The organism is Pedococcus sp. P2_E2, from assembly GCF_056403955.1.
Genome location: NZ_JBFUEM010000002.1, coordinates 327240 through 339657 on the forward strand (window position 1 = coordinate 327240; position 12418 = coordinate 339657).

General features: G+C 68.0%; 9 protein-coding genes. All 9 read left to right on the forward strand.

The features are described 5' to 3' along the window. Nucleotide 1: 1 nt before the first annotated feature. The 9 genes from AC1DWR_RS07110 (at nt 2) to rpoB (ending at nt 12314) form a co-directional block, all read left to right on the forward strand. A complete protein-coding gene (locus AC1DWR_RS07110; protein WP_477624073.1) occupies nt 2-1321 on the forward strand; it encodes an MCE family protein in 1320 nt (439 codons plus the stop codon). Beyond that, nucleotides 1318-2367: an MCE family protein gene (locus tag AC1DWR_RS07115; RefSeq protein ID WP_477624074.1), complete on the forward strand. Its 1050-nt coding sequence runs from the start codon at nt 1318-1320 to the stop codon at nt 2365-2367. The genes AC1DWR_RS07110 and AC1DWR_RS07115 overlap by 4 nt, the downstream gene beginning before the upstream one ends. Further along, entirely contained in the window at nt 2364-3335 is a 972-nt protein-coding gene (locus AC1DWR_RS07120; RefSeq protein ID WP_477624075.1) for an MCE family protein, read from the forward strand. Before AC1DWR_RS07115 ends, AC1DWR_RS07120 begins: the two co-directional genes overlap by 4 nt. Then, a complete protein-coding gene (locus AC1DWR_RS07125; RefSeq protein WP_477624076.1) occupies nt 3335-4609 on the forward strand; it encodes an MCE family protein in 1275 nt (424 codons plus the stop codon). The genes AC1DWR_RS07120 and AC1DWR_RS07125 overlap by 1 nt, the downstream gene beginning before the upstream one ends. Beyond that, the gene (locus AC1DWR_RS07130) at nt 4606-5868 is read left to right on the forward strand and encodes an MCE family protein (RefSeq protein ID WP_477624077.1); all 1263 of its coding nucleotides are present in this window, start codon (nt 4606-4608) and stop codon (nt 5866-5868) included. Before AC1DWR_RS07125 ends, AC1DWR_RS07130 begins: the two co-directional genes overlap by 4 nt. Then, the gene (locus AC1DWR_RS07135; RefSeq protein WP_477613526.1) at nt 5865-7136 is read left to right on the forward strand and encodes an MCE family protein; all 1272 of its coding nucleotides are present in this window, start codon (nt 5865-5867) and stop codon (nt 7134-7136) included. The genes AC1DWR_RS07130 and AC1DWR_RS07135 overlap by 4 nt, the downstream gene beginning before the upstream one ends. After that, complete coding sequence (locus AC1DWR_RS07140; RefSeq protein WP_477624078.1) at nt 7133-7735, forward strand: hypothetical protein; 603 nt, start codon at nt 7133-7135, stop codon at nt 7733-7735. The genes AC1DWR_RS07135 and AC1DWR_RS07140 overlap by 4 nt, the downstream gene beginning before the upstream one ends. Nucleotides 7736-7952: 217 nt before the next feature. After that, nucleotides 7953-8402 carry a hypothetical protein gene (locus AC1DWR_RS07145; RefSeq protein WP_477624079.1) on the forward strand — a complete coding sequence of 150 codons (450 nt, stop codon included), beginning with the start codon at nt 7953-7955 and terminating at the stop codon, nt 8400-8402. 435 nt (nt 8403-8837) lie between these two features. Then, nucleotides 8838-12314: a DNA-directed RNA polymerase subunit beta gene (rpoB, locus tag AC1DWR_RS07150; protein ID WP_477613523.1), complete on the forward strand. Its 3477-nt coding sequence runs from the start codon at nt 8838-8840 to the stop codon at nt 12312-12314. The last annotated feature ends 104 nt before the right edge of the window (nt 12315-12418 follow it).

Sequence of the window (12418 nt, forward strand, 5' to 3'; positions counted from 1 at the left end):
CATGGCTGACTCGTCGAGCGGTTTCATGTCACGCCTGGGCAACCGTGCCTACGGGGTCGGCTTCATCGTCATCGTGGGCCTGCTCATCGGTCTGTCGGTGGCGTCGTTCCACAAGCGGTTCACCCCCGTGGTGATGGTCAACCTGATGACCGACCGGATCGGGTCCCAGCTGCAGACGGCGTCCGACGTCAAGATCCGTGGGTTGATCGTCGGTGAGGTGCGGTCGATCGAGACCACCGGCAACGGCGCGACGCTCAAGCTGGCCCTGAAGCCGGAGATGGTCGACCTGATCCCGGCCAACGTGTCGGCCCGCCTGCTCCCGAAGACGTTGTTCGGTGAGCGGTACGTCGACCTGGTGACGCCGACGACCGGTGCCGTGGGGCGGCACATCGCCAAGGGCGACACCATCGGTCAGGACCGCACGTCGGTGGCGATCGAGCTCGAGAAGGTCTTCGACGACCTGTTGCCGTTGCTGCGCACCGTGCAGCCGGAGAAGCTGGCGATGACGTTGAACGCGCTGGCGTCGGCGCTGGACGGGCGGGGGACCCGCCTCGGCCAGAACCTGGTCCTGGTCGACAGCTACTTCAAGGAGATCAACCCCAAGCTGCCCGTGATCAAGGCGGACATCAGCGGGCTGGCCGACCTTGCCTCCACGTATGCCGTGGCGGCGCCGGATCTCGTGCGCGCGGCGACGGCGTTGATCACCACGAGCACGACGATCGTGGCCAAGAAGGACGAGCTGGCCGGCTTCCTGGCGGGGACGGCGGGCTTCGCGAACACGACCGCGGACTTCCTGGACGCCAATGGCCAGCGGATCATCCAGGTGGGTCGCGTGCAGCGACCGACCGTCGAGGTGCTGGCGAAGTACTCATCGCAGTACCCCTGTGTCGCCACGGCGATGGTGAACTGGCTGCCGCGGATCGACCAGGCCTGGCGGGACAAGACCTTCCACATCACGGTCGAGGTCACCCAGCAGCGCCAGGGCTACAAGCCCGGCGAGGAACCCCGGTGGGGCGAGCGGCGTGCCCCGAGCTGCCAGGGCCTGCCAGGCCGCGTCGGCACCCAGGCGAACCCCTGGAAGGGCAACCACTTCAGTGACGGCACCAACCACTCGGGCTCGCGGGCGGCGGGCAGTGCGTTGCCGTCGATGTTCTCCGGGCTGTCGGGGCAGAGCATCGCTGAGGCCGACTCCGGTCTGGCCGGAACCGAGCAGGAACAGGCCGTCGTGGCCGCTCTCCTATCGCGAGACGGTCGCCCCTCAGCCATCACGACGCTCCTCGCGGGCCCGATGCTGCGCGGAACGGTGGTGAACCAACAGTGAGCACCCGATCCAGCCTGGTGAAGTTCCTGATCTTCGTGGCGGCGACGCTGTTCGCCACGGGCACCCTCGCGGCCACCATCTCCAACACCCAGTTCGGTGACAAGGCGACGTATCGCGGCATGTTCAACGACGTGACCGGCCTCGCTCCGGGCCAGGAGGTGCGGATCGCCGGCGTGCGCGTGGGTGAGGTGAAGTCCATCAAGGTCGCCAGCGACCGCGTGCACGCGGACGTCGAGTTCAACGTGCTGAAGACCAGTGTGCTCACGCAAGGGACCAAGGCGACCATCAAGTACCGCAACCTCATCGGTGAGCGCTACATCGCCCTCACCCAGGACGTCGGCAGTGCCACGCCCCTGAAGGACGGGGCCACGATCGGACTGGACCACACCCAGTCCGCGCTGGACCTCACGGTCTTGTTCAACGGCTTCAAGCCGTTGTTCGCGGCCCTGTCGCCCAAGGACGTCAACGAGCTGTCGGCCAACATCATCAGCGTCCTTCAGGGCGAGGGCGGCAACATCAACTCGCTGCTGTCCAAGACGGCGTCGCTGACCTCGACCCTCGCGGACCGCGACGAGGTCATTGGTCGGACCATCTCCAACCTCAACGCGGTGCTCGGCACCGTGGATGCCCACGACTCCGCCCTCAAGGCGCTGATCGACCAGCTCCAGCGCTTCATCTCCGGCCTGGCCGCCGACCGCACGACGATCGGTGCCTCGTTGACCAACATCAACTCCCTGACCGCGGAGACTGCCGACCTGCTGAAGGTCACCCGTCCCTCGATCAAGGCGGACATCAGCAACCTCCGTGCGCTCAGCACGAACCTCAACAAGCCGTCGAACACCGCCGTTTTCGAGAAGTTCCTGGCGACCTCGCCGGGCAAGATCAACACGATCACGCGGACCGCGACCTACGGCTCCTGGTTCAACTTCTACATGTGCGACTTCAGCGGGACGATCGTCGTGCCGTCGCCGACCAAGGGTGCCCCGGCCATCAAGATCCCGGTCGACAAGCCGGCTGGGCTCTCCGCAGCGAGGTGCTCGTCATGAGTACCCCCTTCCGCGAGCGCAACCCCGTCCCGATCGGCGCTGCCGGGCTGGCGTCCATCGCGCTGGTGCTGTTCCTCGCGTTCAACGTCCAGAGCATCCCGTTCCTCGGGGGCGGCGACCACTACCGCGCTTCGTTCAGCGAGGCGGGCGGCCTGATCAAGGGCGACGACGTGCGGATCGCCGGGGTCAAGGTCGGCAAGGTGGAGAAGGTCGACCTCGCGGGCAACCACGTGGTCGTCGACTTCAAGGTCACCGAACCGGCAGCCTTCGGCACCCGGACCGGTGCCAGCATCCGGATGCGGACCTTGCTGGGTTCGAAGTTCCTCGCCCTGGAGCCCGCCGGTGGTGGCCAGCTCAAGGCGGACAGCGAGATCCCGCTGGAGCGGACCATCTCGTCCTACGACATCGTCAACGCGTTCAGCGACCTCGCGACCACGTCCGAGGAGATCGACACGGACATGCTGGCGAAGTCGCTGACCACCCTGGCGACCGAGTTCAAGGACAGCCCGCCCGACGTCAAGGCGGCCCTGGACGGCCTCAGCAGGTTGTCCAACACCATCGCCTCGCGCGACGACGAGCTCAAGCGGTTGCTCGCCTCGGCCAACAGCGTCTCGGGCACCGTCGCCGAGCGCAACAAGGCCGTGGAGTCGATCATCAAGAACGCCGACCTCCTGATGGTCGAGCTCAATGCCCGTCGCGAGGCGATCCACACGCTGTTCACCAACACCTCTGCGATGGCCCAGCAGCTCACCGGGCTGGTCCGGGACAACCGCTCGGAGCTCAAGCCCGCCCTCGACCAGCTGACCAAGGTCCTCGCGGTGCTGCAGAAGCACGAGAAGGACCTCGGGGACACCATTGCCGCGATGGGCCCGTTCACGCGGCTGTTCGCCAACGTCCTCGGCAACGGCCGGTGGTTCGACACCTACATCCAGAACCTCACGACCCCCGTGTCTCCGGGAGGCAACTGATGAAGCGCCTGCCCGCCCTGCGACTGCCGTCGCTGCCCGCCACGCCCCGGCTCGGCCTGATCCCCAAGGTCGTCGCCGCGCTCGTCGTGGTCGCCCTCGTCGCCGGCGCGTACGCCTTCTGGCCGCGGCAGGACAGCATCCACGTGACCGGTGAGTTCAGCCGCGCGGTCGGCCTGTTCCCCGGGTCCGACGTACGCATCCTCGGCGTCCAGGTCGGCAAGGTCACCGAGGTGACTCCGAAGGGCGACAAGGTCGAGGTCAAGTTCGAGTTCGACCGCAAGTACCGGGTGCCCGCGGACGCCAAGGCCGCGGTGGTGGCCCCCTCCTTGGTGAGCGACCGCTACGTGCAGCTGCTCCCGGCATACACCGCTGGTCCGGTGATGAAGGACAACGCCCAGATCGGCCTGGACCGCACGGCGGTTCCCGTCGAGCTGGACCGCATCTCCTCGAGCCTGGACGACCTCCTGGTGGCCCTCGGTCCCACGGGTGCCAACAAGGACGGCGCCTTCGCCGACGTGCTCGACACCGGCGCCAAGAACCTCGGCGGCCAGGGCCAGAAGCTGCACGACACCAACCGCGACCTCAGCCTGGCGCTCGAGGCTCTGTCCGGTGGCCGCAACGACCTGTTCGGCACCGTGAAGAACCTCCAGACCTTCACGACCATGCTCGCCACCAACGACAGCCAGGTCCGCAGGCTCAACAGCGACCTCGCCAACGTCTCGCAGCAGCTCGACGGGGAGCGCGACGACCTCGCCGCCGCCCTGAAGAACCTCGCTGTCGCGCTGAGCGAGATCAGTTCCTTCGTCCACGACAACCGGGCGGGCCTGACCACCAACCTCAAGCAGCTGGCGTCGGTGACCGGCACGGTGGCCAAGCAGCGGGATGCCCTGGCCGAGACCCTCACGAACGCCCCGGTGGCGATCAGCAACCTGCAGAACGCCTACAACCCCGACACCGGCACGCTCGACACCCGGGCCAACGTGAACGAGAACCTCACCGTGCAGAACATGCTGTGCTCCCTCATCGTCCAGGGCGGTCAGCCGGCTTCGCTGTGCAAGACCGTCAGCGGGGCCCTCAAGCCGATCCAGTCGCTGCTCGACCAGCTCGCGGGACAAGGCGTGAAACTGCCGGTCAACCTCCTGTCCGCCGTGCCGCAGGCCCAGGCCGGAGCGTCGTCGGGATCGCCCGCGACCACCCCCGGCCAGAGCGGGGCCGTCGTGACGATGCGCGGCGCGGACCCGACCCTGGGCGGCCTGCTGGGAGGGACCCGATGAACGACCACCAGTCACAGACCACCAAGCCACAGACCCTGGGTATGCCGCGTGGCCGGCGCGCCGTGTCCGGGCTCGTCGTGGGCGCCGTCCTCCTCGGCGTCACCGGCTGCCAAGGCGCCTTCGACCTGCCGCTGCCCGGCGGAGCAGCCAACCGCGGTGACATCTTCCGCGTGACGGCCGAGTTCGCCGACGTCCTCGACCTCGTCCCGCAGTCGTCGGTCAAGGTCGACCAGGTGACGGTGGGCTCGGTCGAGAAGATCGAGCTCAACGGCTGGACGGCCCGGGTGACGCTGCGCCTGCCCAAGAACGTCAAGCTGCCCGACAACGCCGTGGCGGAGCTCAAGCAGACCTCGCTGCTGGGGGAGAAGTACGTCCAGCTGTCCGCGCCGACCGGTGCGGCCCCCGAGGGCCGGCTCGGCGACGGCGACAACATCCCCCTCGCCCGCACCGGCCGCAACCCGGAGGTCGAGGAGGTGCTCAGCGCGATGTCGCTGCTGCTCAACGGTGGTGGCGTCGCCCAGCTCAAGGTCATCGAGACCGAGCTCAACAACGCCGCGCGGGGCAACCAGGCGCAGATCAAGGACGTCATCAAGCAGCTCGACACCTTCATCGGCGGCCTCGACAGCCAGAAGTCCGAGATCGTCCGCGCCATCGACAACATCGACGCGCTCGCCGCCAAGCTCGCAGCCCAGAAGGAGGACATCGGCAGGGCCCTCGAGGCGCTGCCCAAGGGCCTCAAGGTGCTCGCCGACCAGCGCCAGCAGCTCGTGCAGATGCTCCAGGCGCTCAGCAGGCTCGGGGCCGTCGGGACCCAGGTCATCCAGCAGAGCAAGGCCGACACCGCCGCCAACCTCCAGGCCCTCGCGCCGATCCTGGCCCAGCTCACCAAGGCCGGGGACAACCTGCCGAAGTCGCTGCAGCTGCTGCTGACCTACCCCTTCTCGGACGCGACGACCGGGGCCATGAAGGGCGACTACACCAACATGTCCGCCGACCTGGACCTCAACTTCGCGCACCTCGCCGGCAACCTGGGGATCCCGACGACTCCGCCCCCCGGCGGCCCGACGGGCGGGCCCACCGGGCTGCCCAGCCTGCCGCTGCCGACGCCCAGCATCCCGAGTGTGCCGATCACCCCGGGCGGCAGCTCGACCTCGGGCGCGTGCGTCCCGGGCGTGATCTGCGTCGGTGCCCCCGACCAGCAGTCCGGCTCGTCGGGCTCGGACGGTTCGTGGCGCTCGCTCTACGGAGGTGCCGCATGATCCGCCGCTCGGTGCAGGTCCAGCTGTTCGCGTTCCTGCTGATCACCCTCGTCACCGTCTCGGTCCTCTCGGCCCGCTACGTCGGGCTCTACGACCAGGTGGCCGGTGGGCAGTACCACGTCGCGGCCGACTTCGAGCAGTCCGGCGGCATCTTCGTCGGCTCCGAGGTCACCTACCGCGGCGTCACCGTCGGCCGGGTCGACAACCTGAAGCTGTCCAGGGACGGTGTGATCGTCGACGCGAAAATCCAACGGGGAGTAGTGATTCCGAAGGACACCAAGGTCGTCGTGGAGAACCGCTCCGCGGTCGGCGAGCAGTACCTCGACTTCCAGCCGCGTACCGACAAGGGCGCCTCGCTGAGGAACGGCGACACCATCCCGCGCAAGGACACGGTCTTCCCGCTGCGGGTCGACACGCTGCTGCTCGACCTCGACGGGACCGTCAACTCGGTCGACAAGCAGGACCTGCGCACCGTGGTCGACGAGCTCGGCAAGGGGTTCGCCGACGGGGGACAGGACCTCCAGCGACTGATCGACAGCGGTGACAAGCTGACGAGGTCGGCCACCGAGGCGCTGCCCGAGACGGTCAAGCTGATCGACGACGGCCGCATCGTGCTCGACACGCAGCGCGAGACCTCGGGCGACATCAAGGTCTTCGCCAAGAACTTCGCGGACCTGTCCGAGACCCTCAAGGCCTCTGACGGCGACCTGCGCCTGATCCTCGACCGCGGCGTCGTGGCGTCCAAGGAGCTCGAGTCCCTGATCAGGGACAACCAGGGCAACCTCGCCGCGCTGCTGGCCAACCTGATCACCGTCGGCCAGGTGACCACGGCACGGGTCGACGGGATCCAGCAGCTCCTCGTCACCTACCCCGATGTCGTGGCCGGCGGCTTCACGGTCGTCCCCGGCGACGGCACCGCCCACTTCGGACTGGCCATGGCGCACGACCCGCCGGTCTGCACGCAGGGCTACCAGGGCACGGTGCGGCGCACGCCCAACCAGACCAGCAACACCAAGGCGAACACGTCGGCACGCTGCACGGCCCCACGCGGGTCGGCGGCCAGCGTTCGCGGCGCCCAGAACGCCCCGGGTCCGCACTCGAGCACGAACTCCACCGTCCCGTTCGCTTTCGGCAACCAGCCCGTATCCCCGGGCATGGCTGCCTCGTTGAGCCTGACAACGCCACAGGTATCGGTGCCACTGCCTCCCTCCGGGGCCGAGAGCGGCGACGCCTCGTGGTTGTGGATCATGAAGGAGGCTGCTCGATGAGCACGATCACCACCCACGCCGGGAGGGCGGTGGAGGCGGACGAGGACGTGTCACCCCCCGACGCGCTCGCTGCCGACACAGATCACCAGACAGCCCGTGACCGGGCCAGGGCACTGCGCATCACCCCGACCATGGTGTGGATCGTGGTCGCCATCGCGCTCATCGCGAGCCTCGCGCTCGGGGCCACCCGAGGACGCGACTGGTATGCCGCGCGGCAGACGTCGGCGGCCAACGCCGACGCCGTGGCAGCTGCGAAGCAGCTGGCCATCAACTTCGTCACGGTCGACTACACCAAGGTCGACGCTGACATGGCCCGGGTGAAGGCCGGCGCCACGGGGGACTTCCTCAAGAGCTACTCGACCTCGGCCGACCAGCTCAGCAAGGTCCTCGTCGCCAACAAGACGGTCTCCTCGGTGCAGCGCACCGAGGCCGCGCTGGTCTCCGGTGACAAGGACTCCGCCGTCGCGCTCGTGGGCGTGGTCGCCCCGACCAAGAACACCGCCGTTCCGAACGGCGAGACCAAGACCTACCGGATGCGGCTCGACCTGCGCCTGGTCGGCGACGAGTGGAAGGTGGAAAACCTTGAGTTCGTCGGTTGATACCAAGGTGAAGGCTCGCCCCCGCGTGGCCGGAGAGCGGTCCCGGGCACGCGCCCCACAGCAGCCCCTCGTCGACCCTGGCGCAGCCGCGCCGGGGGCAGGTGACCAGTCGAGCCCCACGCGGAGCTGGCCCCGGCTCCCGAAGCTGCCCACGCGGCATACCTGGACGTCTTCACAGCCCGCGGCAGGCGGCCGGCGACGCTGGATCGCACCGCTCGTGGCCCTCGTCGCCGTGCTGGCCGTGCTCGGGACCGTCGTGGGCGTCAGCCTGCGCGACGCCGGCGCCCAGGCCGCCACCAACCGGGCGGCGGCCAGCCAGGCCCGCACCTCGATCGAGCAGATGCTCAGCTACAGCTACAAGACCATCGACGCGCAGTCGGCGCAGATCGAGGGCCTGCTCACCGGGTCGTTCAAGGGCGAGTTCACGGCCGCGATGGACAAGGACATCAAGCCGCTCGCGGTCAAGAACCAGACCGTCGTGCAGGCCAAGGTGTCCGACGTCGGGGTGATGAGCTCCTCGCCCACGACCGTCAAGGTGCTGGCGTTCGTCAACCAGGCCCGCATCGGCACCGACCAGCAGGACCCCGTGGTCGACCAGAACCGGGTCATCGCGACGATGACCAAGGTCGGCGACCGCTGGCTGATCAGCAAGGTCGAAGCCTTCTAAGGGCCTACCACCCCTTCGGAGATCCGGCGCGGCGACGCCTCCCGGATCCTCCTGACCTGCGGCGATGCATCCCCTCTTCGGGTGCGTCGCCGCAGGTCGTTCGGCGCCACACGGGGCGAATGTCTTGACGTGGGGGGTTTCGCGCGTCATCCTCGTCTGCGTCGGATCAGCCTGTGGCTTGTGGCCCGGGCCTGACCCCCGTCAACGGTCGTGGCGCGAGCCCGCTGGACACGGTTGGACGAGGCTGCCCTCTTTCGTGTATGCTCTTCCTTTGCGCTGCCCTCTTTCTTCGATCCCGCCTCAGACCTCAGCCTTTCGTCGTGCCCTGCGGCACGAATTCCTGGCCCTGTCTCCTGCGTGGTCGGCACCGGCGGTCAGCGCTGCACCGGTTTCGAACCATCAGATTTAAGACAAGGCCCGTGGAAGGACCCCTCCTTGGCTGCCTCGCGCAACGCGACTCAGACTGTGTCCACCGCACGGACGGTCTCAGGCCGTCTGTCCTTCGCAAAGATCCGCGAACCCCTCGAGGTCCCCGACCTCCTGGCGCTGCAAACGGAAAGCTTCGACTGGCTGCTCGGTAACGAGCGCTGGCAGGCCCGTGTCGCAGAGGCCAAGGCCGCCGGCCGTGGGGATGTGCCGGATCGCTCCGGCCTCGAGGAGATCTTCGAAGAGATCTCCCCGATCGAGGACTTCAGCGGCTCCATGTCGCTGTCGTTCCGCGACCACCGCTTCGAGGAGGTCAAGTACTCCATCGAGGACTGCAAGGAGCGCGACCAGACCTACTCCGCGCCCCTGTTCGTCACCGCGGAGTTCATGAACACCACGACTGGCGAGATCAAGAGCCAGACGGTCTTCATGGGTGACTTCCCGCTCATGACCGAGCGCGGCACCTTCGTGATCAACGGCACCGAGCGTGTCGTCGTCTCCCAGCTGGTCCGCAGCCCGGGCGTCTACTTCGAGCGCACGCCCGACAAGACGTCCGACAAGGACATCTACACCGCCAAGGTCATCCCGAGCCGCGGTGCCTGGCTGGAGTTCGAGATCGACAAGCGCGACATGGTGGGCGTCCGCGTCGACCGCAAGCGCAAGCAGTCGGTCACCGTCCTCCTCAAGGCCCTGGGCATGACCGAGGCCGACATCCTCGAGGAGTTCGGCGAGTTCGAGTCGATGCGCCTCACCCTGGAGAAGGACCACACGGCCGGCCAGGACGACGCGCTGCTCGACATCTACCGCAAGCTGCGCCCGGGCGAACCGCCGACCCGCGAGGCTGCCCAGACCCTGCTGGACAACCTCTACTTCAACCCCAAGCGCTACGACCTGGCCAAGGTCGGCCGCTACAAGATCGACCGCAAGCTGGGCGTCGCCGCCGAGCTCAGCGCCTCGGTCCTGTCCGTCGACGACATCGTCGCCACGATCAAGTACATCGTCTCGCTGCACGCCGGTGAGTCGACGCTCGCCGGCAAGAACGGCGACGAGGTGCCGGTCGAGGTCGACGACATCGACCACTTCGGCAACCGTCGTCTGCGCAACGTGGGCGAGCTCATCCAGAACCAGGTCCGCACCGGGCTGTCCCGCATGGAGCGCGTCGTCCGCGAGCGCATGACCACGCAGGACGTCGAGGCGATCACCCCGCAGACCCTGATCAACATCCGCCCCGTGGTGGCGTCGATCAAGGAGTTCTTCGGCACCTCCCAGCTGTCGCAGTTCATGGACCAGAACAACCCGCTCGCGGGCCTGACGCACAAGCGGCGTCTGTCGGCCCTCGGCCCGGGTGGTCTGTCCCGCGACCGCGCCGGCATGGAGGTCCGTGACGTCCACCCGTCGCACTACGGCCGCATGTGCCCGATCGAGACCCCTGAGGGCCCGAACATCGGCCTGATCGGCTCGCTCGCGTCCTACGGTCGGATCAACCCGTTCGGGTTCATCGAGACGCCCTACCGCAAGGTCGTCAAGGGCAAGGTCACCGACAAGGTGGACTACCTGTCCGCCGACGAGGAGGACCGCCACGTCATCGCGCAGGCCAACGCCGTCATCAACGCCGAGGGCCTGTTCACGGAGGACCGCGTCCTGGTGCGCACCAAGGGCGGCGAGATCGACTACATCCCGGGTGCCGACGTCGACTACATGGACGTCTCCCCGCGCCAGATGGTGTCGGCCGCGACCGCGCTGATCCCGTTCCTCGAGCACGACGACGCCAACCGTGCGCTCATGGGTTCCAACATGCAGCGTCAGGCGGTGCCGCTGGTCAAGTCCGAGGCTCCGCTGGTCGGCACCGGCATGGAGTACCGCGCCGCCCTCGACTCGGGCGACGTCGTCCGGGCCGAGACCGCTGGTGTGGTCACCGAGGTGTCCGCCGACCTCGTCACCGTCGCCGGTGACGACGGCTCGACGCGCACCTACCGGATCGCCAAGTTCGCGCGCTCCAACCAGGGCACGTCCTACAACCAGGTCGTCGTCGTCAACGAGGGCGACCGGGTCGAGGCCGGCGGCGTCATCGCCGACGGTCCCGCGACCGACGGTGGCGAGATGGCCCTGGGCCGCAACCTGCTCGTGGCGTTCATGCCGTGGGAGGGCCACAACTACGAGGACGCGATCATCCTCAGCCAGCGTCTGGTGCAGGACGACGTCCTCTCCTCGATCCACATCGAGGAGCACGAGGTCGACGCCCGCGACACCAAGCTCGGCCCCGAGGAGATCACCCGGGACATCCCGAACGTCTCCGAGGAGGTCCTGGCCGACCTCGACGAGCGCGGCATCATCCGCATCGGCGCCGAGGTCCGCGACGGGGACCTGCTCGTCGGCAAGGTCACGCCCAAGGGTGAGACCGAGCTGACGCCGGAGGAGCGCCTGCTGCGCGCCATCTTCGGTGAGAAGGCTCGCGAGGTCCGCGACACGTCGCTCAAGGTGCCCCACGGCGAGACCGGCACGGTCATCGGCGTCAAGGTGTTCGACAAGGACGAAGGCGACGACCTGCCCCCGGGCGTCAACCAGCTCGTCCGCGTCTACGTCGCCAACAAGCGCAAGATCACCGATGGAGACAAGCTCGCCGGCCGTCACGGCAACAAGGGCGTCATCTCCAAGATCCTGCCCGTCGAGGACATGCCGTTCCTCGAGGACGGCACCCCTGTGGACGTCGTGCTCAACCCGCTCGGTGTCCCCGGTCGTATGAACGTCGGCCAGATCCTCGAGCTGCACCTCGGCTGGGCCGCCTCCCGCGGTTGGGAGATCGCGGGCAACCCGGACTGGGCCAAGCTCATCCCCGAGGACGCGCGCTCGGCCCCGGCCGGCACCCGTGTCGCCTCGCCGGTGTTCGACGGTGTGCGCGAGGACGAGATCGTGGGTCTGCTGGACTCCACGACCAAGACCCGCGACGACGTGCGGCTCATCGACGGCTCCGGCAAGTCCCGGCTCTTCGACGGTCGCTCCGGCGAGCCGTTCCCCGAGCCGGTGTCCGTGGGCTACATGTACATCCTCAAGCTGCACCACCTCGTGGACGACAAGATCCACGCCCGCAGCACCGGCCCCTACAGCATGATCACGCAGCAGCCGCTGGGTGGTAAGGCTCAGTTCGGTGGCCAGCGCTTCGGTGAGATGGAGGTGTGGGCACTCGAGGCCTACGGCGCGGCCTACGCGCTGCAGGAGCTGCTCACGATCAAGTCCGACGACGTCCAGGGCCGCGTGAAGGTCTACGAGGCGATCGTCAAGGGCGACAACATCCCGGAGCCCGGCATCCCCGAGTCCTTCAAGGTGCTCATCAAGGAGATGCAGTCGCTGTGCCTGAACGTCGAGGTGCTCAACAGCGAGGGCACCTCCATCGAGCTGAAGGAGTCCGACGAGGACGTCTTCCGCGCGGCGGAGGAGCTCGGCATCGACCTGTCCCGGCGCGAGCCCAGTTCGGTCGAAGAGGTCTAAGGCGCGGGTATGCCGCGTGGACGCCCTGGGCGGGCACGCGGCATACCGGCCCTCCTCACGACCCACCCTTTGAGTTTTAGCTAGAGACACGGAAGAAGGAACCA